Below are 25304 nucleotides of genomic sequence, written 5' to 3'. Positions count from 1 at the left end.
TCATCCTCTTCTTTTATTGTATTAACTTATTTTATTCTCGTATATGATTACCTAATTTATTTGACCTTAATACTACTCTTCCTACCCATAGAATTACTCCAATAATCCAAGGTATTATAAAGTAATATAGTCTAAATAAAAGCGTTATAGATAAAGCTGAGTTAGGAGAAAACCCCAGAGTCTTTAGTCCTAGTATCGCTACTAAATCAAAGGACCCTACACCTCCTGGTATAAAGCTTATAAGTGCAGCAATACATGCTAATATATTTACTCCTGTAACCGATACAAAGCTTGCATCACCTTTAAAATATTTAGCTATGGTAAAAAACATCATACTTCTCACTATCCACTCACAGGTAGATAGAAGGGTTAATCTGACCTTTAAATTTATACTTCCTTCAAAGTATAAATTAAATTTTTCAAGTTTATTGCTTAACCAAGTGAACCTATCTAAAAAATAATATATAGGTAGAAAAGCACAAAATATTAATATTACTATCCAAAGCCACTTTTGGTTATGTAATAATGGATATATTTTAAATACGTCTAATACACCTAAATAGCACATAACTGATAAGCCCACTATAGTTGTAGGTATTAGTATCATATTAAAATTTATCATGTCCTTAGTATCAATATTTTCATCTTTAAATAAAACAGTTCTAAGTGTAGCTCCTGTAAGCCCTCCAAACCCTATTATGTCATTAAAGCTATGAGCAATCCATGCAACTACAAATACCTTAAACTTATTTATATTGTATCTATAATGATCAGCTAGTACTACATCATAAAAGCATAAAAACGATATAGATATAATTGCAGATATTAAGAATATTACAAGATATGTATTAGGTATATTTCTTAATATATCTAGAACCTGATTTATATCTATCTCCTTAAATATACTCCTAGCTTCATAAATTACAAAAAGCATAATTATTATGGGAATTAAAATCTTTCCTCCACTTTTCACTTTACTTTTTCTTTGATTACCACTCACATTATGTCCCCCTAATCCAATTTGAAAGCTAAATAAAATATATATATTTTACTTAGCTTATATTTTCAACATATTACCATTCTACTACTTATATGCATTAAAATCTATATTTTAGATTTTATAGATACTTTTATTTATTTTATCTCCTTGGAGGAGAGACTTTAGATCTCTCCAACTTTTGTTTTACTCGAGGATTTTTCTCAGTATTGCATGATACTCATTTAAAACCACATCGAGTTTTTGGCTTGCGATGATTACTTCTGGATCTAGTAAATTAGTTTTTTCACTAATTAACTTTTGTAAATTTTGTCTCATTTCACAAACCCTTTTATCCATTTCATCAATTTTTCCCATATCGCCCCTCCTTTCGCTATAATTATAGCAATAAGAGGTTAATAACTTGAATATAAAATTAATTATTTTATACGGTTATAAATGTTAAAACAAATAAAGCAAATCTACTTATTTATAAAGTAAATTTGCTTTCCTCTAGATATAATAATTTCAATATATTAATCCTCTAATGTGTTATAAAGATATCCTTCTCCCTTTTCTATGGAATTTTCTATAGACTCCTTGTTCCTCTTTGTATTAGCTTCACTCTTTAATTCATTATCACTAACCTTATTTCTTACTTCCCTTCCAAGATCTCTTTCTATAGTTCCTGGATTATTATTTAATAAAGAATGATGTTCACTTTTTAAATTCATAATCTTACCTCCTAAAATGTAATTTATATTATTATCTTCATTAAGTAAGATTCATATACTTATTTATATAATAGAAAAACTTAATTATTATCTATTCTTCATAAATTATTTTCAATATAAAAAATTAAAGGACTTAGCTATAATAAAGTGTACCCTAAGTCAAGTACATTTTTAAAAAGGCTCTAAGATAAAAGATGATTTCTGTATTGAACAGGAGTCACCTTTTTTAAGTTCCATTGACCTCTATACTTATTATGATACTCCATGTAATCCTCAATCTCACATAAAACATCTTCAAAGGTTTCACAATGCTTTAGATTTGTTTCATCTTTTAAATGACCGAAAAATGACTCCTGCGGAGCGTTGTCCCAACAATTTCCACGTCTAGACATTGATTGTCCTATATTGTTTTTGCTTTAATTTTGATTGGAATATTGGACTAGTATAATGAGCACCTTGATCAGAGTGAATAAATACATCTTTACGGAGTAAATGCTTGTTCGATTTCACCAAATTATCAATTGTTTCTGTAACAATATCAATTTTTAAACTTTTAGAAATGTTATATGCTAAAGCTTCATTGGTAGAAGCATCTAAAATAGTTGACAAATAAACCTTTTGACCATTCTTATAAAATAAATAAGTTATATCTGTTAACAACACCTTACCAGGTATTTGTTGCTCATATTATCACTCCTAAAGCTATATATTAATTGTATTATACATAAAAATACCCTATATAATAGACTTTTTTTAAAGTGTCTATTATATAGGGTACATTTTAAAGTAAGTGCTTAAATTTATTTTATGCTTTCCACCTTTTGCCACAATTCTGACAAACTGCTTCACTATGTGTTTTAGATTTAGTTTTACTATTAGTTATTAAAGGTATAATTATTATTAAACCCAAAGTACAAATAGCTAACATAATCCATATCAACCACCCTAAACAACCTCTATGTTTTGTTTTCGTTGTTGTAACTGCTTGAACTGTAACATTCTGACTTCCACATTTAGGACATTTCATAATATGTAACCCCTTCCCCTATGTAAATATAAATTAATTATACATTATACAAGGAATAAATTACAATACTTTACTACCATCTCCACCATTAAGTAGAATTTGATTAATTTCATCAAGCTTTTCTTCTTCATCATTGTTAATAGGTATCTTATATAAGTTTTATATCTTTGTATAGTGTGCCTTTTGTTCCTTATCTTTTATTTTATTAATATCCATAGCACGATAACCCATAATTTTAACTATCTCATTATCCTCTTTAAGAGCTTTGAACATGGCTTTAAACCTGTACCAATGTAATTATTACAAATATATGGTAGCCTGTAGGGGGATCGAACCCCTGTTTCCACCGTGAGAGGGTGGCGTCTTGACCACTTGACCAACAAGCCTTATTAACAGTTTGATTACTTATTTTCTCTACCTGTTAATAATATCATACAATTTAATTTAATTCCATATTATGAATTATTTTATTATACAATAGATTTCTTAACATCTATTCAAATTTATAATTGAATAACTTTTTAAAAATTGTGGTTTTACACTAATGCAATTTCCTTATCTATATCACTATTAATATCTTTCGGATTGATATTAAGTTCCTTATGATCTAGTTGTTCCTTTGCAATGGCAAGCATAAGTTTAATTCTATTTTCCTGATTTACTCTAGTAGCACCAGGGTCATAATCTATAGGTACTATATTAACATCATGATGAATGTTTTTTATTTTTCGTACCATTCCCTTACCTACTATATGATTTGGCAAACATCCAAAGGGTTGAGTGCATATAATATTTTTATATCCTAAATTATTCAACTCTAACATTTCTGCTGTAAGAAGCCATCCCTCTCCCATATTATTACCATATCCAACTACACCCTTTGCTAACTTTTTAGTTTCTTTAAAGGATGATGGTGGTATAAAATCTGAATTTTCCTTTACTGAAGATATAAGTAAACTCTCAATTTTCAATAGGTAATTCATAAATTTTTGAACAATAAACTTAACTACCTTACTTCCACCATAAAGATTTATATTGTCTATTCTTTCATCTGTACAATAAAATACAAATCCAAGAATTCCTGGTATCATTACTTCACAATTCTGTGTAGCTAAAAATGCTTCTAAATCATTATTCCCTAAGCTTGCATATTTAATATATATCTCTCCCACTATACCCACTTTTACTTTAGGAGTTTTTTCAATTTTTATATTTGCAAAGTCTTTTGTTATGTTATCCATATTGGTCTTAATTTTTTTTAGAGAATAAGCCTTATTATTTTTAAATTGCAAAGTTAACTCTTCAATCCATTTTTTTATTACTTTATCACTTTCACCTTTACTTATTTCATAGGGTCTCACTTGATTGCTCAAATGCATCAAAAGATCTCCATAAATGACTCCTGATAACATTTTATGAATCATAGGCAATGTTATTTTAAAGCCACTATCTTTTTCCATTCCGGCTAAATTAAAAGAAATAACAGGAACCTGTCCATATCCAGCCTTTTTTAATGCCTTTCTAAGTAAGTATATATAGTTTGATGCTCTGCATCCTCCTCCAGTTTGAGTGATAATTAAAGCTGTTTTATTAATATCATACTTTCCACTATTTAAAGCATCTATCATTTGACCTATAACCAGTAAAGCTGGATAGCAAGTATCGTTATGAACATATTTTAGTCCTGTTTGTACTACTGATTCACCTTTATTAGTTAATAGTTCTATGTGATATTTACTATTTAGGAATACATTTTTTAAAATTTCAAAATGTATGGGTGCCATCATAGGCATTAATATAGTATAATCTTTACTCATTTCTTTAGTAAAGGTTACTTTATTTTCATTATCCATTACTTATTCACCCTCCCCTTGATGGATTGCTGCAAATAAACTACGAAGTCTTATTTGTATCGCTCCTAAATTAGTAATTTCATCTATCTTAATTTGGGTGTATATCTTATTTGACTCTTCTAAAATTTCTCTTACCTCATCGGTAGTTATTGCATCCACACCACAACCAAAGGAAACCAACTGAACTAAATTCATGTTAGGCTTGTCTGTTATATACTTAGCTGCCTTATACAATCTAGCGTGATATGTCCATTGATTTAACACCTGAAGGCTCACCTTATCTACCTTATGAGAAATCACATCTTCAGATATAACTGCAGCTCCATAGCTATTAATATACTTATCAATTCCATGATTTATCTCACTATCTATATGATAAGGTCTACCAGCAAGGACAATTATATCTTTACCCTCCTTTTCTGCTTTCTCAATAATTTCTTCACCCTTTGTCCTTACTTTTTTTAAATATCTATCATATTCTTTGTAAGCAAGAGTAGTTGCTTCCTTAACTTCTTTTAAAGATATGTCCTTAAAATATTTTAACAATATGCTATGCATCTTCTTTGAAAAATCCTTAGGTCTATGAATTCCTATATAATCATAAATATAGGTTACCTTTGAAACATCTGGCATATTTCCTTGAATTACTTCAGAGTAATATGCAACTACTGGGCAGTTATAACAGTTATCAGCTGAACTATCTTGTATATTATAGGTCATGCATGGATAAAAAATTGTATCTAATCCACCATCTATTAGTGACTGTACATGTCCGTGAATTAGTTTTGCTGGAAAGCATACTGTATCTGATGGTATAGTTGTTTGCCCCTTCAGATAAATTTCTCTTGAAGATGGTTCAGATTTTTCTACTTCAAACTGTAAGGTTGTAAAAAATTTATACCAAAATGGGTATAATTCATACATGTTTAATCCCATAGGAATCCCAATTTTTCCTCTTTTACCTGAAATTTTAGGATAACTATCTAGTAAGCTTCTCTTATACTCATATATGTTGGACACTTCTCCATGATTTTTATTACTTATAGGTCTATCACATCGATTTCCACCAATATACTTTCTACTTTCTCCAAAGGTATTTATAGTTAATCTACAATGATTATTGCAAAGCCCACAGTTAGTCATTTTTACTTCATGATTAAAATTCTCTAATTCACTCTTATTAAGAATAGTACTTTTATCATTATTTTTTCCATGAGCATACAAAGCTGCCCCATAAGCACCCATAAGCCCAGAAATTGTAGGCCTAAGGACTTGTACATTTAATTCTTGTTCAAAGGCACGAAGTACAGCATCATTTAGGAAAGTTCCTCCTTGAACTACAATATTTTTTCCTAGAGACTCTGCATTACTGGCACGAATTACTTTATATAGTGCATTTTTAACTACACTAACAGATAATCCTGCTGATATATCTTCTATGGTAGCTCCATCCTTCTGCACCTGCTTTACAGAAGAATTCATAAATACAGTGCATCTAGAACCTAAATCTACTGGATTTTTAGAGAATAATCCTAAGTTAGCAAATTCTTCAACTGAATATCCTAATGCATTAGCAAAGGTCTGCAAGAAAGAGCCACAACCTGATGAACAAGCTTCATTTAAAAATATATTATCTATAGCTCCATTATGTATTTTAAAACATTTTATATCTTGTCCTCCTATATCAATAATAAAATCAACATTATTCATAAAATGTTTGGCTGCTGTAAAATGAGCTACCGTTTCTACCATACCATAATCTACCTTAAAGGCATTTTTTATTAATTGTTCACCATATCCTGTTGCTGCAACTGCTGAAATTTTAACTTCGGGATATGTGTTATATATATTTTCTAAGTATTCCTTAACTACCTCTACAGCATTTCCACTATTAGGTCTATAAATTGAAGATACAATTTCTTTATTTTCATTAATAGCAACAATTTTTATAGTTGTAGAACCAGAATCTATTCCTATAGTTATTGGTGATTCAACATCAATTTCCTCCTTGGCAAGCACCTTGCTTTTTTCATGTCTAAGCTTAAATTCATCATACTCTTCTTTTGTTTTAAATAGTGGTGGTGCCATAGAATAAGTTTCATCTTCACGATAATTATTTAAAGTAATAATCAAGTTATCTATATCTATCTTTTCACTAGCATAATAGGCTGCCCCCAAAGCTACATAATATAGTGAGTTATCTGGACACTTTCCTGTTAAATTTAAAGTTTTGTCGAAGGCTTTTCTCAATTCTGAGTTAAAGCTTAGTGGTCCTCCTAGATATAATACGTTACCTTTTATAACTCTACCTTGAGCTAATCCTGCAATAGTTTGATTTACAACAGCAAAGAAAATACTTGCTGATAAATCACTTTTAACAACTCCTTGATTTAGAAGAGGTTGAATATCTGACTTAGCAAAAACTCCACATCTAGAAGCAATAGTATAAATCTTTTTATAATCCTTAGCAGTCTCATTCATTTCGTCTAATGACATATTTAACAAAGTAGCCATTTGGTCAATAAATGCTCCTGTTCCACCTGCACATGAGCCATTCATCCTTACTTCCATACCATCCTTTAAAAATAGTATTTTAGCATCTTCTCCCCCTAATTCAATGATAACATCCACATCATCTTCTAAAGTAGTTGCAGCAATCCTTGTTGCATAAACCTCTTGAACAAAGGGTACCTTCCATTTTTCGGCCATGCCCATAGCAGCAGATCCAGAAATGCTTAGTTCCATAGACTTCTCTCTTGGATACTTGTCTCTAATTTTCTTTAGCAGTTCTGAAGTCTTTTCTTTTATTTTACAATAATGACGTTCATATGATTGATAAATAACTTTTCCAAAGTTATTTAAAACAACAGATTTAATTGTGGTTGAGCCCACATCAATTCCTATTTTCATAGTAAATCCTCCTAAATAAATGCCATACTATATAGCTTTTACCCTCTTAAAAATAACAATTAAAGATTTAGTTTTATAAATCTTCTACATATTATCTAAACACCATATTATACCATATTATTTACTAAATAACATATATTTAACTATTATTTAACATACTGTAAATAACTATTTCTCTATCTTTAGAAATTATAGTTTTTCAATTTTATAAATATTACTTTATTATTAAATATTTATAAATATATAACCATATACTTTAATTTATATTACTTATATAAATTATTTTCAAGTTACTGTTAATGTGCTTTAAGTCGTTATTTCATGATATTTATAATAAAAAGCAAGATATAGAATAACTTCCTTTCTATATCTTGCTTAAGCTCTATTCATCCATTTTCATCCAAAAACTTTCTATTTCTCTTATATCATTAGTTCTATTTTTAATAGGGAGGGAATCAAACACTATATTTTTATACGGGCTATTAGACAATTCACCAATTCTAGAATCTAAGATTGCCACTATCCCCTTATCATCATGCTTTCTTATTACCCTTCCTACTCCTTGCCTAAGTTTTACTATCATTAATGGTACACTTACCTCCATTAAAAAATCTTCTGATAAAGTCCTTTTATATTCTATAATTGGATCTGGTACCGGAAATGGTAGCTTAAATATAATTAAATTCGATAATGATTTTCCAGGCACATCTATTCCTTCCCAAAATGTTCCTGTAGCTAATAATACGGAATTCTTATTCTTTTTAAATTCTTCAAGTATATCATCCTGAGAGGACATATGTTGCTGTTTTAAAATCCTATATTCTAAATTTTTATGTTTTAATATCTCATAAACTTCCTTTAGATCACTTTTAGATGTAAATAAAATTAATGCTTTTCCCTTTGTAATATTCAGAAGCTTTACTATTTTTTCTGCCCCCAATTTTATAAACCTTTCTCTCGCCTCTACTGGATGAGGCATATTTTCTGTATAATATATCATGGCATTGTAATTGTACGGAAAAGGTGATGGTTTTGGTGTTGATAAAAATCCTGTACTAGTTGGAAAGCCTGTACTTTTAATAAAATACTCATATCTCTCTTCTTCACTACCTTGACTCTTATCTGCAATAGTTGCTGAAGTTAATATAGTAGTTTTTAACTTATCAAAGTATAAAGAATTTATCTCCTTACTTATATTTTTAGGACATGCAAATATATGAATATCATTAAAATTTTCTAACCAAAATAAATCCCTACTCTTTATAGATATCAAACTTTTTATAAAGTCTTGAAGATTCTCTAGCTCTTCGAATACTTCTTCACATAAATTATCATCACTATAAAATTGTACTTTATAATTTATTAAATCAATTTTACTATTTAAAAGTAAAAGCTCTTCTCGTATTTCATCTATATTAATAAAATACTTTTCCATTTCTTCACCCTTAGGTGATGAGTTAATTTGTTTTTTTACTTGATTATTTAGTTTATTAGAAATAACATTCAAAATATGAGCTATATTATTAAAATTTTCGTAACTCTCTCTTCTTATAGCTGATATTTTTATGGTTTCAATTACATCTCCTAAAATAGATTTTATTTTATATTTGTTATAGCTTTCTATTAAAGATGCTCTAACTTTTTCCTCCAAATTATGAGCTTCATCTATAACAATTAAATCTATTTTCTCATTTAAAAGCCCCTTTTGACCTTTCTTTAACTTTTGAAAATGTACAGTTAATAAGTCTTGATTACATAAAATTATGCCATCAGTATTTAACATATCTCTTCTTAGAGACATAAAACTGCAATTATTATAATGTTCACACCTATTATGCTCTGTTGCCTTTACATTCACATTGTCCCATATATTATTATCTACATCTAACTTTATATTTTTTCTATCTACTACTCCATTATTTATGTAATTACATAGTATTTCTAGATTATCATTAAACTCTTTCCTATTAATCTCTTTAAAATATTTATCGGCTCTACTTTTACATGCAAAATGAGTCATGCCTTTAGCTAAAACTATTTCTGGTTTATGATTAATATAAGAACAAATTTTTTTTACATCCTTAATTAGTTGCTCTTGCAGAGCTATAGTTGACGTAGCTATTAATACAGGTTTATTAAAAAGTTTATTATAATAAAGTAAGGGAACTATATATGCATAAGATTTTCCTATTCCTACTCCTGCTTCCACTATAGTATGTTGTCTGTCAGCTATAGCGTTACATATATCTAACGCCATATCTTCTTGCCCTTCTCTCTGTTCAAAACCTAGTTTAGGAATTTTGTTCATAAAAAAATTCCATACTAGCTGCTGTAATTCATCTTCTTTTGAAAGATTTTTATCTACCTTCTTACTATCTTCTGAAAACCAAAACATCTATATCCCTCCTTATTAAGACTTTTTGTAATATAGCTTTATTTTCACATTTTTCTCCTTAAAATACAACCGTAGATTTCCACATTTAATCTCTTAAACATAGAAAAAGATGTGATTAAATAGATAAATCCATCTAACCACATCTTAGTGCCATACTCTCATCTGTATATTTATTTATCAAGTAAATCTAAGTACTCTTCATACCCTTCTTCCTTCATCTTATCCTTTTGAATAAATTTAAGTGAAGCTGAATTTATACAATATCTTAATCCACCTAGTTCCTCAGGTCCATCACAGAATACATGACCTAAGTGGGAATCTCCACTTTTACTTCTTACCTCGGTTCTGACCATTCCATGACTTTTATCTATATTTTCTTTAATAAAATCTCTATCTATTGGCTTGGAAAAAGCTGGCCATCCACATCCTGAGTTAAACTTATCACTAGATATAAATAATGGTTCTCCTGTTATTATATCTACATAAATACCTTCTTCGTAAAAGTCAAAGTATTCATTTTTATAAGGTAGCTCGGTACCATTTTCTTGAGTTACGTTATATTGCTCCTTGGTTAATATTTTTTTCAACTCTTCCTTACTTCTTTTCATATATTTATTATCCATACCATATTAACCTCCTATATAATAGTTTTTTTATTTAATATTTCACAAATGTGTTTATCCTATCAATATCTTTCCTTCAGGATACTTGTAATTAGTACCTTTCTTTCTGCTAATTAGAGCCATTACTACAGTAAGTGGACCAACTCTTCCTAAATACATCAACATAATAATTATAATTTTTCCTGGTTCACTGAGCCTTTGAGTTACACCTGTAGTTAATCCTACTGTTCCAAAGGCTGATGTAGCTTCGTATAACACATCTAAAAAGGCTTCATTAGGTTCAGCTATAGTAAGTGCCATAGTGACTGTGGTTACTAATCCCATTCCTATTATTAAAAGAGTAACAGCTTTTAATTGTAATCCTCTTGGAATGGTCCTTCCGAATATGTCAGCATTTTCTTTTCCTTTAATTACAGAAATAGCTGTACATAAAATTATACCAAAGGTGGATGTTTTTAATCCTCCTGCTGTAGAACCTGGAGAACCTCCAATAAACATAAGTATAACAGTTATAAATTTTGATGTTGTAGTCATCTTATCTATTGGTACACTGTTAATTCCTGCTGTCCTTGGACTTATGGAAGCTACAATAGAGTTTACTATTTTGTCCTTAATATTCATATTTCCTAAGGTATTAGGATTATTATATTCTAGGATAAACATTACTATAGTTCCTCCCACTATTAATATAGTAGTTATTAATAACACTACCTTAGCGTGTAAAGATAACTTTTTTGTACTTTTATAATTATAAAGTTCTAACAATACAATAAAACCTAACCCTCCAATAGCTATTAATGCACTTACAGTTAAAAGTATAATGGAATTATCATAATATGCTGTATAACTATTAAAATTTCCAAATAAATCAAAACCAGCATTGCAAAAGGTAGATATAGAGCTAAATATACTAATATATATACCTCTAGCTACACCAAACTCTGGTATGAGCTGAGTGGATAGTATTAATGCTCCTATAAACTGTATTATAAAAGTAAATAACATAACCTTTTTAAGCATTTTTACTAACCCTTGAATATTAAAGGTATTCATTGCTTCTTGCATTAATAATCTACTTTTTAAAGTAATTCTTCTTCCTATTAGTACAGATATAAAAGTGGCAAAAGACATAAATCCAAGACCACCGATTTCAATTAATATCATAATAACGGTCTGTCCTAATAGGTTCCAATGAGTACCTGTATCTACTGTAACTAACCCTGTAACACAGGTGGCAGATGTAGCTGTAAATATTGAATCCAAGAAATTTGTGGCCTCTCCACTAGCAGATGATATGGGTAAACTTAATATTGTACCTCCAATAAAAATTACTATAAAAAACCCAAGGGCTAATACCTGTACTTCACTAAATTTAGTTTTTTTTAAAATTTTAAGACTTTCCATAAAGTAACCTCCAGTCTATAAGTCTTGAAATAAATATCTTATAATTTTATACTTAGTTTTTTGTAATTGATTTCCTTCATATATCATATATAATTTATACACCTTGTTAAATAGATTTTGTAACAAAACCTGATTATTTAACACGGATTTAACATTGCTATATATAAATTAAATTTAATATATTAACTTTAGTATACACAACTCTTTCTATATAAATGTTTGTATATTTTATATACTTATTTTTTAACGCTAAATAAAAAAGATAAGCTTACATTATTTTAATCAATAAAGCTCATCTTTTTTTATAAATTTATAATAAGATTTTTTAATTATTTTTATCTAATATATCTTTTATAATTGCTATTCTATCTTCCTCTAGAATATTTGCAATCTTTATTTCAACATCACCATTTTTAAAGAATCTTTCTACATTAGAATCTACAATTTTAATAACCTTATCTGATAATTTTTCATAGGTCATTAAATCATCTCTGTATAAATCTACAATATCTCTTAAACAAGCACCTAATTCCTTAGGGTTTTTATAAATTGTTCTCATGCTATAATCCTCCATAGTTTTACAATAATAAATATACTGTTAATATATTAGCAATAATTTATTTGTTAGCTACTATATTTACAATATACATATTATACCCTACATTATTTTTAATTACCAAGGTTATTTTACATAAAAATATGGATTATATCATTAAAATATAATCCATATCAAAAATGTTAAATTTTCTTGACTTATCTAGATTAGGTAAATATATTTTAGCCTATGAATATTATGATTTATACAAATATTTTTATACATATTTTTCTGATACCTGTCTTATATAGTCATCTATTAATTTTACAACTTCATCTCTAGCGAATATAATGCCTATAAGCTGCTCTTCAACTTTTCCTAAATTTATATTCTCTAAAGTGTCTGAAAATATTTTAGCCTTTACTATTTTTCCTGACTCCACTGATAAATTTATATCTATATTACCTATAACAGTTTTTTCTTCGAGAACTACATCATATTGTGGACTCTCACCATAATTCCACAACTTACTAGAGTATTTATCATATAATTTAGGTACATAACTACTCATATTATAAATATATGAGTTTTGCAACTCTCCATAAATATTCTTAAAGGAATTTACCAATGACTGAATTAAATTATCTACATTTAATTCACTACAAACCTCTATTAAATTTATAACCCTACTTTTTACTGATTCTATGCCTTTAGATTTTAATTTTAACTTAGATGGAGTAAGAACCTTTTCAAGTTTAGTAATATCTACATCAATCATAAGAGTACCATGATGAAAATAATTACCATCTTCACAATAAAATGCATGTCCTGAAAACTTTCTATTATTCAAAAGCAAATCATTTCTTCCTGAAAACTCAACCTTAAAACCATAGGACTCTACAGCACCTTTTATAACCTTAAGTTGTTTATCTAAGTTACTCTCAATTTCCTTTGTTATAAAAGTAAAGTTTAAATTTCCTAAATCATGAAAAACTGCTCCACCTCCAGAAATTCTTCGAGCTAATATAATATGGTTTTCTTTCATATAATCTAAATCGCATTCTTTATAAGGATTTTGATTTCTTCCAATAACTACAGTATTTTCGTTTTGCCAAAGATATAATATGGTTTCTTCTGACTTTATATTTCTTAACAATTCTTCTTCTAAGGCTAAATTATAATAAGGATTAACTTCCTTTGAAATAATTACTTTATTCATTATAATGTATTGCTCCTATAGATAATCCTAATACTGCTTCATGTATACCTTCACCTGTAGTTGGATGTGCAAATACAGTCTCTGCTATGCTCTCTTCTGAAATATTCTGCTGAATAATAAGTGTTAGCGTACTTATCAATGATGAAGCATCTGGACCTATTATTGACCCTCCAACCATTTTACCTGAATCTAAATCTTTTATTATTTTAATAAATCCATACTCTTGACCCATAGTTAAGGCTTTTCCATTGGCTGCAAAAGGGAACTTGCTTATTTTTATATTCATATTTTTATCAATACATTGTTTTTCAGTGAGACCAACTGAAGCAATTTCTGGAGCTGTAAATATTACATTAGGAATACATTCATACTTCATTTCTTTATTTTTTCCTAATATATTATCAACTGCTACAATTCCTTGATGTGAAGCTACATGGGCTAATTGGATCTTGCTATTAACATCTCCAATAGCATATATTCCTTCCACATTTGTCTTTAAATTACCTTCAACCTTTATACCTCTATTCCTATCATTTAGTTCTATATCAGTATTTTCAAGATTTAGCCCTTCCATATTAGGCTCTCTTCCAATTGCTACTAATACCTTTTCTGAAACTAAAAGCTTCTCATTACCTTCATTTTCAAATATAACTATACCTTCACCTGATTCAGATTTTTCAATTCTAGTAACCTTTGAACTTGTATATATACCTATGCCCTTTGATTTTGCTATATCAAGTATTTCCTCAGAGACATCTAAATCCACCATGTTAAGGATTCTATTTTCGTATTCAACCACGTTTACTTTAACACCAAAATTTGAATAAAGGAATGCAAATTCCATACCAATAACTCCACCACCAATTATAGTAATTGATTTTGGTAATTCTGTGTTACTAAGAGCTTCTGTACTATTTAATACAAAAGGTAACTCTATGCCTGGGATACTTATTTTTGATATTTTAGAACCAGTAGCAATAATGATATTTTTAGCTTCAATAATATACTCATCTTTACCTTTTTTCACTAATACTTTATGGTTATCTATAAAAGATGCTTCTCCCTTAATAAGTCTTATATTATTTTTATTTAATAAATAGTCGATGCCACCAACTAAATTATTTCTAATTTTATCTTTTCTAGCTATGACCTTTTTCATGTCTAGCTTTATATCTTTTACTTCAAATCCAAATTCTTCTCCATTTAATGCTTCATTGTATGCTTCAGCAGATTTAACTAGAGATTTTGTAGGAATACATCCTACATTAAGACAAGTCCCTCCTAAATTATCCTTTTCAACTATTATAGTTTCCAAACCTTTTTTAGCTCCATATATAGCAGAAACGTATCCTCCTGGTCCTGCACCTATTACTAAAAGATCTATATTTAAATTTTCTTTTTTACCCTTTATTAAGCTACCAAAGTAATCAACTTTTTTAGTTTCTTCAGCTAAAGCTTCTCCACTTACTATAAGTAATGTATCTCCAACCTTTACCTCTTGTCCCTCTGTAACCTTTATTTCTTCAATTTTATAGCTTCCTTTAGCTTTTACAGGTGAATTTCCTTTATTTGTTTCTAGCTGGAACATTACATCATTTAACTTAACATTCTCTCCAACTTGTATATTAATTTTGCCTACTTTAGCAGACTTGCTTTTTCCTGATAGACTTTCCAACTTAATATCCATTTCAACCTCTCCTTTAATACCAAATATATATTAGTTTAAGATTCTGGATTTAAGACCCTGAGTATAATACTCAAGGTCTTAAATTTAAAATCTTATTTAGTTAAAATCTTTTTCAAATTCATCAACAGCATCTTTTAATAAAGTTACAGAATATGCCATACTAGGACCTCCACCAAAGGCAACAGATACCATAGCAGCTTCCATTATTTCAGCTCTAGTTGCTCCTGCTTCTAAAGCTTTGTAAACGTGGAAAACTATACAATATTCACATCTGTTATAAGCAGCAATTCCAACGCTAATTAATTCCTTTGTTTTAGTATCTAATGCACCCTCTTCATAAGTCTTACCTAATAGTCCCATGAAAGCGTTAACATTTTCTCCATTAGTTTCGCCTAATTCACCAAGTCCGTTCATAAAGTCATTTAACATTTCTCTTACATCTTTTTTCATATCTATACCCCCATATCATTTAATAGTTGCTAGTGCAATAGTTAGCACTACAAGTATTTATGATATAAAAATACCACCATGGGGTGGTATTGTCAATAGCTAACATATATTATCTGTCATCCTTTGCAAAACTTCTTTAAAAATCTCTAAATTTTCTTTCGATATTCCCTTTAATACATCATCTTGGAACACTTGTCCTCTAGGCATAAGTTCTTCTTTTAAAAACTTACCTTTATCAGTTAATATTATCTTTGTTATTCTTCTATCTTCTGAATCCTTTCTTCTCTCCACTAACTCTTCCTTTTCCATTCTATCTATAAGTCTTACCATTGAAGACTCTTTAATATCCATATAATCCGAAAGTTCTTTTTGAGAAATTTCTCCTGCTTTACCTATATAAAATAAAGCTATCCATTGTACTCTAGTTGTACCATTCTCTTGTAATCTTCTATTAAATTCGTCAGCTAATTTCTTTGCACTTTTATTTGTTATAAATGCAATGCAATCATCTAAATCAAACATATATAATTTACATTCCCTTCTATACTTATTTAAAATAGCCAAATCATTAAAACCTATTACCTATTTAATTAATTATCTTACTAAATATATAAATAGTGGAATAGTTATTACGGATAAAAGTGTAGTTATAAATACACACTGTGAGCCATACTTACCATCTCCACCAGTAGATAATGCAATTACAGGTCCTACCACCGCTCCTGGCATAGCCATAAGTAAAGTGCATATAGCTACCAACATTGAATCTATATTAAACATATTCATAGTAAAATATGTTGCTATAGGAACTAAAATTAGTCTAACTATAGATAAATAGTATAAACTAAAATCTCCTATCATTTCCTTTATGTTAGAACCACAAAGCATAGATCCAATGATTATCATAGATATTGGAGTCGTCATATTTCCTACACTTTTTACAGTTGAGTTAATGGCAAAGGGTAGTTTAATTTGACCTACAAATATTATAATTCCTATAATTACAGCCCATATGGATGGATTCTTTAAAATGCTTTTACTAGCTTCCTTCATAGATATTTTCCCTGTAAACAAAGATACCCCTATGGTCCACACTAAAGCAGTGAATACCATAGTAAAAATTGAAGCATAAAACACTCCTATTTCTCCAAAAATGCTGTTTAATACTGGATAACCCATAAATCCACAGTTAGAAAAAGATGTTGTAAATATAAGTAGTGGTTTTTTTCTATCACTAGCCTTAATATAAATATATCTTGATAAAATAAGTAACACCAAATGTATAACTACGGAATAGAAGAATATCTTTATAGCATTTCCCATAATAGCTTTATCAAATTCTAAGCAAAAACTATTTATGATCATTAATGGTAAAGTTATATTGATTAATATTGCACTTAATCCCTTCTCTACTCTATCATCTATAAAGCCTTTCTTTCTAACATATATTCCTATAACCATCATAATGGATAGAACTAAAACTTGATTTACTGCATCCATTAAATTATCCCCCATATATAAAAAAATTAAATCCCATACTAATTATACTCTATTTTCTTTGGTTTTTAATTATTATTTTATTGTTACCTTAATACTATTCTAATGGGTAAACCTCTTAAACCCGCATGAACACAACAAATAGTTATATAGTTTTATAGCTAAATATTATACTAGTTTTATATGTATATAGTAAAATAGTCTCATTCATAGTTTCCATTTACTTTTGCACAATTGATCTTCTACTATACACTTTTATCTATTGTAATTTTATATACATTTTGATTTATATTGACCACCCCTCATTTAATAATGTTAAGTTACAAATTCTCACTTTAACTTTATGTCATCTTATGTTATTCAAGTAATGTAAGCCTATGAAAGAATATATAATTGTTAAAATCAAATATTTTATTCCCTTTTTAAGTTCATCTTTTCTTTTCTTCTTTTCTAAACTATCATCAAATGGTTTAAATGCTCTTTGAAAAGATATAACCCATTTCCAATTTAAATATATACTTATACAGAAAATAATAATATTCATAAAGATATTTATCATACTATTTTTCACTTCCCCTTTAGTAAAAGTTTCAACACGATAATATACTTAACTCTATTGGTTAATTCTTCACAAAACACATCATTTCCTTCTAATGTACATTTAAGGTTTACTTAATTACATTTTGAACAAAAATTTATTTTAACTTATCTTCTTAAACATAATTTTCTTAAACTCCATGTATGCACTATTTCTATTTGACATTAATATTTCATGACTAATTATAGCATCATCTATTGGAATTATCTCACTATATAACAAGACATTATTTTTGATGTTATTTTTAATACTTAAATCTATATTATATTTAGTAACATTAATATATTTTATTAAGTATCTAATGTCATCATATCTTATTGAAAAATAATAGTTGTTCCATTTGCTTGGAACAACTACCCCCTTTTTAGGTATTTACTTTTAATTTTACAAGTTACTTATTTTTATACTTATGTCTACCAACCACGGCTATTAATAATTTTCAACATAATTAACTATCTTGAAATACAGTAATATATAATGATTCATCATCTTCAATTATATCTACAACTATATTCATATCAGGGAATCTTTCATTAAAACCTAAAGTCCAAAATTTTTTTAATATATTTCCTAGTGCTTGTATTTGTTCATTTATATTTTTATCTTCAAAATCTGTATTCATATGAAAAAATTCTTTAATTTCATATGAATTAATAGCCTTCTCTAAAGTTTTTTTATCATTACACACAACTTTCCATTGTTCATACCTTTCGCTTGAAAAGTTATCCTTTATAAAGATACAGTTGTCTATCTCAATTATTTCAGGGTAGAAAAACTTAGCGAATCCCAGTGCAATTTGAATATCTGACTTCATATTTACATAATTCCACCATGAAAAACTTTTAGGATTAGCCTTTTGCCATATAATATATTCTTCAATTATTTTATCTTCGAATAATTCCATCTTTTCACTTCCTATCCCATTTTATTATTTCCTATTAAATTCATAACAATAAAGTCCATTTAACTCTTTTAATAAACCTTAATTACTTATCTCTAAATTTATTGTTTTTATATTTACAGAACCCTAAACTATATACAGTTGCTATGAGACTTAAAAATAGGATTGCCATTAAAGTTACAAATATGGGCTTGTATCTATAAGAAATATCCTGATATTTATTTTGTACGGTTACTGAAACTACTAATATAATTACTAGTATTGCAGCTTGTATGGTCATAACTAATAAATATATTCGTTCTTTTTTATCACCTTTATACTTAAAAACAAATATAAATAAGTATAAAATAATCAATAGTAATATAGCAAAAAGCATTGGCTGTGGTATATCATCTATGCCCATAATTCTAATAAATGCCATTATTATAAGAATTATTATAGTAGCTAAAATATTTTTCTTGCTTATCATATAAATTTCCTACTTTCTCAATTTTATGGTATTGCAATTCCTGTCCACTCTATTGCATAATAGACTAAATTGCTCAGCGTCATTTAGTCTCAACCCTACAAAACCACTATATTCATAATATTTCTTCATAAACTATTTTTATAATAAATTAAATGATTATATAGTTTATTCCTGATTTTTAAAATATTCGATGTTTTGCTTAGTTGCAAGATTTTTAATATCATTATAGAATTGTTCACTCTCTATATTAACTATATTAAACTTATAATTATCCGTTGATGTTTTTATGTACATTTATTTTACACACCCTTGAATCCTGCTCCCCGTAAAAGAATTGCCAATTTCTATTTCTATTTCTACTATATTTTCTAATGGAATTTGTGTCTTTTTTATAAATGATTTATAGAGCACAATTTCTTCATCAGAGATTACTAATTTATAATTATTATACCGTGCAATTAGAATTGGTACTGTTGCTGTTATACTACTAATAATAGCAACTATCTTGGAAATATTTATTGTATTAACAAGAATTATAGTTCCAATAATGTCTATTATAATCCAAATAACTATCTCTCTAATAACTGAATATTTCCTGTTCATATATCTTAATTCCCCCCACCTTTGACTTTATATTAAACTACAATTTACTTCATACTTCTCATACAAGCTAAAAACTCTGTTATTCTACACAAATTCCATTAGTTAATTCTTTATAAAATACATCATTTCCTTCTAGGGTATATCTAAGTTTAATATCAAAATTCAGGGATTTAGTTATTAAAACCCACTTATACTATTTAAGGTAAATTTACATAGAAATACTTTTAAATCTTTAAATCTTTTTATATAAAACTAAGATAATAAATTAATTCCATTATATATAGAATAAAGAAATTTATAATATATTAGGTATACCGAAATTTACTTTCTAATTTTTTACTTAATATAAGTAATTCTAGATTATAACCATATCTTTAATAATATCCTTCTTATATATCATATATAAGTTTTAATTATAGAATATCTAATTTCGATATTTTTTTATAATTATCATTGATATAATAATTGTGCCAATATACCACTTATTAGTAGTACTAACAACAATACCTTATATTCTGTGATTATTTGAGGAAAATAACTTAAAAATAAAGCCATTATAATAGCACTAACACTTGCAATTGCGAATAGAATTGCAAGTACTCTATAACAAGCTCTCTCTCCTCTTATTAGCTTTTTATTCGATATTCCAATTAAAAACATAGCATATGAAGCTGCTAGTACACCTATGCTAATGGGTACTGGTATATTCTCTATTCCTAAATTTCCAGTATAATCTTCGATATAATAAAGACAGCTATTCCTGCTACTGCATATGTACCTTTATTATTGCCATTCATCTTTCATCTCTCCTTATAAAGATGTAATATATTATATTTTTATCATATTAATTTAATATGTTTTGGGTAATTTTTTATCCTTAACACTATACAAATAGTTAGATATTGCTATTATATAAACAATACTTAAACATACAGTAACTCCTATCAAAAAAATACCTGAAATAAATTTATCTCCATTACCTTCTTCAATTATTATTGGACTAGAGTCTATAACTTTAGCAATTGTTAATAATATTGCAGTTACAATTAATGAAACACTTAAATCTCTCTTTATATATCTTCCATGGGTACCTTTTTTAACACTGCTAATATAGTCTTCATTTTTTACTATTATTCTTTTATAAAAAATATATAAATTTACTATTATAAAGTTGAAAAATATTATTATTTTTGTAATTGTGCTTTCTAGTGTTAGGCAATTTGCAGCTTCTAGATATAATGATAATACTACTAGAATTCCTTGTATTGGAATTAAAATGTAAACACTTTTATATATTGGTTTCTTATTAACGTTTAATACTATATTTATTACATTTAATATTAAAGTAAGTACTAATAATACTGGAGCTATACTATGGTACACTTTATCATCACTACTTAATATCAAATTAAAAAGTATACTTCCTAACATACATCCTATTGAAATAAAAACATTTAATTTCTTTAAATCTTTAACTTCCATCTCATCTGATTGTTTAATTTTAGATGATTTCATTTTCTCCTCCTTCTAAAATCCTAATATAACCGAGTCTTTTAATTTACCTATATCATCTTGATAATATTTTGCTACTCCATAACTAATACTAGATGCTAAAAGAGCAGTCCCCATAATGGAGCTGTTATTCCTAGGTAAGCTACTCCCGCTGCTATAAATACTGCTGGTCCCTATTGCTATATCTGCTAAAGTATCCACTGAACATCCTATTGTAGTATGATTAATCTATATTTTTCATTACTAACCTAATAGAAAAAGTGATAGCATTCAATTATATTAATAACTATCACTTTTTTCCATAAGTTTTTTATTCTATTTATATAGTAATTCCTTTATTAACCCTTCACTATTTTAAAGTTTACTTTTTTTACTGCTACTCTAATACATACATTACTTATTAAATAATTTTATAGTTTATTCCTGATTGTTAAAATATTTGATATTTAGCTTAGTTGCAAGATTTTTAATGTCATCATAAAACTGTTCACTCTCTATATTAACAATATTAAACTTATGATTATCTTCCGCTGTTTTTATATACATGTATTTTACCACCCCCTGAATACTACTCCCCGTAAAAGAATTGCCAATTTCTATTTCCACTATATTTTCTAACAGAATTCGTGTCTTTTTTATAAATGATTTATAGAGTACAATTTCTTTATCAGATATTACTAATTTATAATTATTATACCTTGCTATTAGAATTGGTACTGTTGCTATTATACTAATAATAATAGCACTTATCTTAGAAATATTTGTTGTATTAACAAGAATTATAGTTCCAATAATGTCTATTATAATCCAAACAATTATATCTTTAATAACTGAATATTTATTGTTCATATATCCTAATTCTCCCTTTTAATTTCTATTCTAAATTATAATTTACTTAATATTAAGCTCTAAACAACTTATATTTATATAACATTAATGGTATATTTTAATTAATTCCCATTGATGGAGCACTAATTATTGGTTGACATGTCCAATCAACCATAATTTGAATGTTTTCTGGCATATAATCATAAGCATCCTTTAATCCTCCAGATCCTATTCCAACAATTGCTCCCCATGGTTGTGGTAGAGCAGCAGAGCCTATAGATACAACAGAAAGTTGACGTTTAAACCAAGATTTTTCTGTAGCAAAACTTTTTATATCCATAAAATATGAATACTTTTTAAGTCCTCCCCCTAAAAATGACATTAATTTCGGTGCTCCACTTGACACTCCTTTTAAGGATTTATATATATCATCAGCTTCTTTGATATTAATCTTAAAGTGGTCTGAATTTATATAAGTTGTTCCTATATTTAAAAGTTGATTTATAACGGTACTACCAACTTTATTTGAGCTGTTATTCCTTGATATAACTGACGCAGCCTTTGCCATAACCTTATACGAAGCATCTCTCATTGCAGCTGTTTCTTCTCCTTGAGTGTATATAGGTCTAAATCCATTAGGGTCTTTTGATATAACAGGATTATTATTACAATAAGCAAATATATTATGTGATAGCAATGCTCCTACATTTCCACCAATAGCATCTGCATTTAAGAATCTTCCCCACTCAGGATTATAATATCTTGATTGTAAGTAGTAATATCCAGTCTCTGTATCATATCTATATCCTCTATATCTATAAGGATTCTTTTCTCCTAATGCCTTATCTCCTGTTATAGATATTAATTTACCCCAAGTATCGTAGGTATAAGAAACAACTTGTTTTCCGATAGAATTTATTATTCCTATAATATCACTTTGAGCATTTCTAATGTAGAAATATTCTTCAGTATCATTTAGCACGAAGCCTACAAGACCTTTATCTCCATAGTTATATAAAATCTTATCTGATGGCTAGTATCCCTAAGTTTCACTAAAGGCTACTACGCCCATAGATAACGATTTCTAACCTTCTGTGAGAGAAAACCATTCTCACACAAGCTAAGAACTCTGTTAATCTACATTACTTCCATTAGTTATTTCTTCATGAACTACACTATTCCCTTCTATTTAGGCTAGAATTCTCCTACCATTCGCATTTAAATATATATCAATCGTCAGTTGTTACTTTTTACATTAAACTTATCATTAAAAGCCAGTAAAGTGAATAATTCACTACAACTGGCTTTTAATAATTCTTTATTTAATTAAAATTATGATTTAATCATAGTAAAGGTAGTGTTATCCCTTATAATTCTTTATCACTACATCTATCATTTTCTATACTTAGGTATAATTTTAATTAGTATAGGTATAATAATTAATAGTGATATTATACCTATATCCATAAGATATGATTTTTCCAAATATAAACCAATAAATCCAATTACAATTGGTAACATCATAGCTAATAATATTAATGCTACAACATACTCTTTCATACACAGCATAAATAATATAATACTTATTCCAATTATAACTGATATTCCTCCAATCATTATTCTTATATCATTTCCATACTTCTCAGATAACGCTCTAATAATTAGTATATTAAAAAGACCTACTGTTGCACCTATCTTTGGCATATTCTTTTTATTCACATTAATCACCTCACATAATGATTATCTTTTATTTCCGTTGCACGTTTATCTATATAAACTGTAGCTGCAGTTGACACTGCAAATGCTGCTACAGTTATACCTGCAACAGCCCAAAATGGAGTACTTGCTGTTATTAGTAATTTAGTAATCCAGTTATAGCTCCAATTCCCACTCCTATGCCAATTCCTACAGCTGTAGCACCTAAATCAATAAGTCCACCAGCAATTTGTCCTTTGCTAAAGCTATCGAATGCAGAGTATGCACCTATACCAATATCTCCAACATAACCTAATGCCTCTTTACCTAGACTTTTTGCAAAGCTTTCTCCATCTACACTAATTCTAAATGCTGGACCAAGAGCTTTTACCTCACAAACTTTTCTATAACCAGTGTTTATAATCTTACCTGCTCTACTTCCAATCTCAGGATTATAATATCTTGAGTGTAAGTAGTAACATCCAGTCTCTGTATCATATCTATAGCCTCTATATCTATAAGGATTCTTTTCTCCTAATGCCTTATCTCCTGTTATAGATATTAATTTACCCCAAGTATCGTAGGTATAAGAAACAACTTGTTTTCCAATAGAGTTTATTATTCCTATAATACCACTCTGAGCATTTCTAATGTTTTATTAATTGTATATTTTTATTTATATATTTTAAAATTAATATACACAGAGGGCTTTCACAAAATAAATAATTCTATTTTATGAAAACCCTCCCTCATTTTTAAAGTATATTATATATAATTTACTTCGCTTCAGAATAAGATAAATTTATATTATACAATTTCACTATAATATAAATATTTTATAGGTTCTGGTTATAATCATAATATATATCCAAATATTTCAAATATTAATTTAAATATATATGTAACACTAAAAATTATAGTAAGTATACCTAAAAACTTATAATAGTTCATAAGAAATTTGTATCCTGGTTGCTGCTTCTTTTCTTTTGCACTTTTAGAAAACTCTTTAAATATTACATATCCAATTAATAATAAAATTAATAGTAAAATTATATATACTATATTTATTAAAATTTTTATTGATAAATTTTCTATAATTAATCCTCTCCCTAATAAAAACAATTTTTGATTATAAAGACTACTAAACATTTGCTATCTATTTAAAAAATTTTAAACAAGTTTATTTATTATAATAATATATACAATCGTAATAAATAGATATTTTAATGCTTTTTTTAACTCAGTTTTTTTCTTTTTGTTTTCTAAATTAATTTGTGGCATAATACCTCTCAACATATGATATACCCACTTAATATTTAAACATGCACTTATTATAAAGCATAAAATATTTACTAAAACATCCTTACCCATTACGTTCTCTCCTCTCG

26 protein-coding genes, 1 tRNA gene and 3 pseudogenes are annotated in these 25304 nt (G+C 27.8%); all 30 read right to left on the bottom strand.

Features of this window, described 5'->3' with window-relative positions:
* Positions 1–31: 31 nt before the first annotated feature.
* Positions 32–1000 (bottom strand): lysylphosphatidylglycerol synthase domain-containing protein, encoded by a 969-nt coding sequence (locus B3Z56_RS08420; protein WP_346848272.1) that lies wholly within the window; start codon positions 998–1000, stop codon positions 32–34.
* Between the two features lie 183 nt (positions 1001–1183).
* A complete protein-coding gene (locus B3Z56_RS08415) occupies positions 1184–1354 on the bottom strand; it encodes an aspartyl-phosphate phosphatase Spo0E family protein (RefSeq protein WP_346848271.1) in 171 nt (56 codons plus the stop codon).
* A 158-nt stretch (positions 1355–1512) separates the two neighbouring features.
* Positions 1513–1710: a hypothetical protein gene (locus B3Z56_RS08410; RefSeq protein WP_035133185.1), complete on the bottom strand. Its 198-nt coding sequence runs from the start codon at positions 1708–1710 to the stop codon at positions 1513–1515.
* Between the two features lie 182 nt (positions 1711–1892).
* Positions 1893–2397: pseudogene (locus B3Z56_RS08405) on the bottom strand (IS3 family transposase); the annotation flags it as partial.
* A 118-nt stretch (positions 2398–2515) separates the two neighbouring features.
* Positions 2516–2737, bottom strand: coding sequence for a hypothetical protein (locus tag B3Z56_RS08400; protein ID WP_346848270.1), 222 nt, complete (start codon positions 2735–2737; stop codon positions 2516–2518).
* A 159-nt stretch (positions 2738–2896) separates the two neighbouring features.
* Positions 2897–3022: pseudogene (locus B3Z56_RS08395) on the bottom strand (Gp15 family bacteriophage protein); the annotation flags it as partial.
* A 26-nt stretch (positions 3023–3048) separates the two neighbouring features.
* Positions 3049–3123 (bottom strand) — tRNA-Glu (locus B3Z56_RS08390).
* A gap of 150 nt (positions 3124–3273) precedes the next feature.
* Positions 3274–4590: a 2-hydroxyglutaryl-CoA dehydratase gene (locus B3Z56_RS08385; RefSeq protein WP_346878588.1), complete on the bottom strand. Its 1317-nt coding sequence runs from the start codon at positions 4588–4590 to the stop codon at positions 3274–3276.
* A 3-nt stretch (positions 4591–4593) separates the two neighbouring features.
* Positions 4594–7500 carry an acyl-CoA dehydratase activase gene (locus B3Z56_RS08380; protein WP_346878587.1) on the bottom strand — a complete coding sequence of 969 codons (2907 nt, stop codon included), beginning with the start codon at positions 7498–7500 and terminating at the stop codon, positions 4594–4596.
* Between the two features lie 382 nt (positions 7501–7882).
* On the bottom strand, positions 7883–9895 hold the full coding sequence (locus tag B3Z56_RS08375) for an ATP-dependent DNA helicase (protein WP_346878586.1): 2013 nt from the start codon (positions 9893–9895) through the stop codon (positions 7883–7885).
* 170 nt (positions 9896–10065) lie between these two features.
* Positions 10066–10518 (bottom strand): peptide-methionine (R)-S-oxide reductase MsrB, encoded by a 453-nt coding sequence (msrB, locus tag B3Z56_RS08370; RefSeq protein ID WP_346848266.1) that lies wholly within the window; start codon positions 10516–10518, stop codon positions 10066–10068.
* 54 nt (positions 10519–10572) lie between these two features.
* The gene (locus B3Z56_RS08365; RefSeq protein ID WP_346848265.1) at positions 10573–11922 is read right to left on the bottom strand and encodes a TrkH family potassium uptake protein; all 1350 of its coding nucleotides are present in this window, start codon (positions 11920–11922) and stop codon (positions 10573–10575) included.
* Positions 11923–12247: 325 nt separating this feature from the next.
* Positions 12248–12481 carry a TIGR04540 family protein gene (locus B3Z56_RS08360; protein WP_035134530.1) on the bottom strand — a complete coding sequence of 78 codons (234 nt, stop codon included), beginning with the start codon at positions 12479–12481 and terminating at the stop codon, positions 12248–12250.
* Positions 12482–12734: 253 nt separating this feature from the next.
* A complete protein-coding gene (locus tag B3Z56_RS08355; protein ID WP_346878585.1) occupies positions 12735–13676 on the bottom strand; it encodes a lipoate--protein ligase in 942 nt (313 codons plus the stop codon).
* Positions 13669–15363 carry a dihydrolipoyl dehydrogenase gene (gene lpdA, locus B3Z56_RS08350; RefSeq protein WP_346878584.1) on the bottom strand — a complete coding sequence of 565 codons (1695 nt, stop codon included), beginning with the start codon at positions 15361–15363 and terminating at the stop codon, positions 13669–13671. Before lpdA ends, B3Z56_RS08355 begins: the two co-directional genes overlap by 8 nt.
* Positions 15364–15459: 96 nt before the next feature.
* On the bottom strand, positions 15460–15813 hold the full coding sequence (locus B3Z56_RS08345) for a carboxymuconolactone decarboxylase family protein (RefSeq protein ID WP_035134524.1): 354 nt from the start codon (positions 15811–15813) through the stop codon (positions 15460–15462).
* Between the two features lie 99 nt (positions 15814–15912).
* Complete coding sequence (locus B3Z56_RS08340; protein ID WP_346848262.1) at positions 15913–16335, bottom strand: MarR family transcriptional regulator; 423 nt, start codon at positions 16333–16335, stop codon at positions 15913–15915.
* A gap of 72 nt (positions 16336–16407) precedes the next feature.
* The gene (locus B3Z56_RS08335; RefSeq protein WP_346878583.1) at positions 16408–17313 is read right to left on the bottom strand and encodes an AEC family transporter; all 906 of its coding nucleotides are present in this window, start codon (positions 17311–17313) and stop codon (positions 16408–16410) included.
* 1043 nt (positions 17314–18356) lie between these two features.
* Positions 18357–18812, bottom strand: a complete 456-nt coding sequence (locus B3Z56_RS08330) for a hypothetical protein (RefSeq protein ID WP_346876412.1) — start codon at positions 18810–18812, stop codon at positions 18357–18359.
* A gap of 82 nt (positions 18813–18894) precedes the next feature.
* Positions 18895–19278, bottom strand: coding sequence for a hypothetical protein (locus tag B3Z56_RS08325; protein ID WP_346848258.1), 384 nt, complete (start codon positions 19276–19278; stop codon positions 18895–18897).
* Between the two features lie 165 nt (positions 19279–19443).
* Entirely contained in the window at positions 19444–19572 is a 129-nt protein-coding gene (locus B3Z56_RS08320; protein ID WP_346848257.1) for a hypothetical protein, read from the bottom strand.
* Positions 19573–19881 (bottom strand): hypothetical protein, encoded by a 309-nt coding sequence (locus B3Z56_RS08315; RefSeq protein WP_346878582.1) that lies wholly within the window; start codon positions 19879–19881, stop codon positions 19573–19575.
* A gap of 450 nt (positions 19882–20331) precedes the next feature.
* Positions 20332–20541 carry a hypothetical protein gene (locus B3Z56_RS08310; protein ID WP_346878581.1) on the bottom strand — a complete coding sequence of 70 codons (210 nt, stop codon included), beginning with the start codon at positions 20539–20541 and terminating at the stop codon, positions 20332–20334.
* 189 nt (positions 20542–20730) lie between these two features.
* Positions 20731–21396 carry a hypothetical protein gene (locus tag B3Z56_RS08305; RefSeq protein ID WP_346878580.1) on the bottom strand — a complete coding sequence of 222 codons (666 nt, stop codon included), beginning with the start codon at positions 21394–21396 and terminating at the stop codon, positions 20731–20733.
* A 12-nt stretch (positions 21397–21408) separates the two neighbouring features.
* Positions 21409–21594 (bottom strand): hypothetical protein, encoded by a 186-nt coding sequence (locus B3Z56_RS08300; RefSeq protein WP_346878579.1) that lies wholly within the window; start codon positions 21592–21594, stop codon positions 21409–21411.
* A gap of 216 nt (positions 21595–21810) precedes the next feature.
* Positions 21811–22242 (bottom strand): hypothetical protein, encoded by a 432-nt coding sequence (locus B3Z56_RS08295; RefSeq protein WP_346878578.1) that lies wholly within the window; start codon positions 22240–22242, stop codon positions 21811–21813.
* A 97-nt stretch (positions 22243–22339) separates the two neighbouring features.
* Positions 22340–23203, bottom strand: coding sequence for an RHS repeat-associated core domain-containing protein (locus B3Z56_RS08290; RefSeq protein ID WP_346878577.1), 864 nt, complete (start codon positions 23201–23203; stop codon positions 22340–22342).
* Positions 23204–23613: 410 nt separating this feature from the next.
* Positions 23614–23940: a hypothetical protein gene (locus B3Z56_RS08285; protein ID WP_346878576.1), complete on the bottom strand. Its 327-nt coding sequence runs from the start codon at positions 23938–23940 to the stop codon at positions 23614–23616.
* Positions 23941–24367: 427 nt separating this feature from the next.
* Positions 24368–24526: pseudogene (locus B3Z56_RS08280) on the bottom strand (RHS repeat-associated core domain-containing protein); the annotation flags it as partial.
* A gap of 560 nt (positions 24527–25086) precedes the next feature.
* Complete coding sequence (locus B3Z56_RS08275) at positions 25087–25287, bottom strand: hypothetical protein (RefSeq protein ID WP_346848231.1); 201 nt, start codon at positions 25285–25287, stop codon at positions 25087–25089.
* Positions 25288–25304 lie beyond the last annotated feature (17 nt).

This window comes from Clostridium sp. UBA7791 (assembly GCF_002480755.1).
In the GTDB taxonomy this organism is placed as follows: domain Bacteria; phylum Bacillota; class Clostridia; order Clostridiales; family Clostridiaceae; genus Clostridium_J; species Clostridium_J sulfidigenes.
Note: the sequence above shows the minus strand (reverse complement) of the source record. Positions and strands in the feature narration are given on the sequence as shown.

What these genes read in the sequence shown, in the direction of transcription:
- B3Z56_RS08415 (WP_346848271.1), bottom strand. Translation starts at nt 1,354, where the DNA reads ATGGGAAAAATTGATGAAATGGATAAAAGGGTTTGTGAAATGAGACAA.
- B3Z56_RS08410 (WP_035133185.1), bottom strand. Translation starts at nt 1,710, where the DNA reads ATGAATTTAAAAAGTGAACATCATTCTTTATTAAATAATAATCCAGGA.
- B3Z56_RS08400 (WP_346848270.1), bottom strand. Translation starts at nt 2,737, where the DNA reads ATGAAATGTCCTAAATGTGGAAGTCAGAATGTTACAGTTCAAGCAGTT.
- B3Z56_RS08385 (WP_346878588.1), bottom strand. Translation starts at nt 4,590, where the DNA reads ATGGATAATGAAAATAAAGTAACCTTTACTAAAGAAATGAGTAAAGAT.
- B3Z56_RS08380 (WP_346878587.1), bottom strand. Translation starts at nt 7,500, where the DNA reads ATGAAAATAGGAATTGATGTGGGCTCAACCACAATTAAATCTGTTGTT.
- B3Z56_RS08375 (WP_346878586.1), bottom strand. Translation starts at nt 9,895, where the DNA reads ATGTTTTGGTTTTCAGAAGATAGTAAGAAGGTAGATAAAAATCTTTCA.
- msrB (WP_346848266.1), bottom strand. Translation starts at nt 10,518, where the DNA reads ATGGATAATAAATATATGAAAAGAAGTAAGGAAGAGTTGAAAAAAATA.
- B3Z56_RS08365 (WP_346848265.1), bottom strand. Translation starts at nt 11,922, where the DNA reads ATGGAAAGTCTTAAAATTTTAAAAAAAACTAAATTTAGTGAAGTACAG.
- B3Z56_RS08360 (WP_035134530.1), bottom strand. Translation starts at nt 12,481, where the DNA reads ATGAGAACAATTTATAAAAACCCTAAGGAATTAGGTGCTTGTTTAAGA.
- B3Z56_RS08355 (WP_346878585.1), bottom strand. Translation starts at nt 13,676, where the DNA reads ATGAATAAAGTAATTATTTCAAAGGAAGTTAATCCTTATTATAATTTA.
- lpdA (WP_346878584.1), bottom strand. Translation starts at nt 15,363, where the DNA reads ATGGATATTAAGTTGGAAAGTCTATCAGGAAAAAGCAAGTCTGCTAAA.
- B3Z56_RS08345 (WP_035134524.1), bottom strand. Translation starts at nt 15,813, where the DNA reads ATGAAAAAAGATGTAAGAGAAATGTTAAATGACTTTATGAACGGACTT.
- B3Z56_RS08340 (WP_346848262.1), bottom strand. Translation starts at nt 16,335, where the DNA reads ATGTTTGATTTAGATGATTGCATTGCATTTATAACAAATAAAAGTGCA.
- B3Z56_RS08335 (WP_346878583.1), bottom strand. Translation starts at nt 17,313, where the DNA reads ATGGATGCAGTAAATCAAGTTTTAGTTCTATCCATTATGATGGTTATA.
- B3Z56_RS08330 (WP_346876412.1), bottom strand. Translation starts at nt 18,812, where the DNA reads ATGGAATTATTCGAAGATAAAATAATTGAAGAATATATTATATGGCAA.
- B3Z56_RS08325 (WP_346848258.1), bottom strand. Translation starts at nt 19,278, where the DNA reads ATGATAAGCAAGAAAAATATTTTAGCTACTATAATAATTCTTATAATA.
- B3Z56_RS08320 (WP_346848257.1), bottom strand. Translation starts at nt 19,572, where the DNA reads ATGTACATAAAAACATCAACGGATAATTATAAGTTTAATATAGTTAAT.
- B3Z56_RS08315 (WP_346878582.1), bottom strand. Translation starts at nt 19,881, where the DNA reads ATGAACAGGAAATATTCAGTTATTAGAGAGATAGTTATTTGGATTATA.
- B3Z56_RS08310 (WP_346878581.1), bottom strand. Translation starts at nt 20,541, where the DNA reads ATGTTTTTAATTGGAATATCGAATAAAAAGCTAATAAGAGGAGAGAGA.
- B3Z56_RS08305 (WP_346878580.1), bottom strand. Translation starts at nt 21,396, where the DNA reads ATGAAATCATCTAAAATTAAACAATCAGATGAGATGGAAGTTAAAGAT.
- B3Z56_RS08295 (WP_346878578.1), bottom strand. Translation starts at nt 22,242, where the DNA reads ATGAACAATAAATATTCAGTTATTAAAGATATAATTGTTTGGATTATA.
- B3Z56_RS08275 (WP_346848231.1), bottom strand. Translation starts at nt 25,287, where the DNA reads ATGGGTAAGGATGTTTTAGTAAATATTTTATGCTTTATAATAAGTGCA.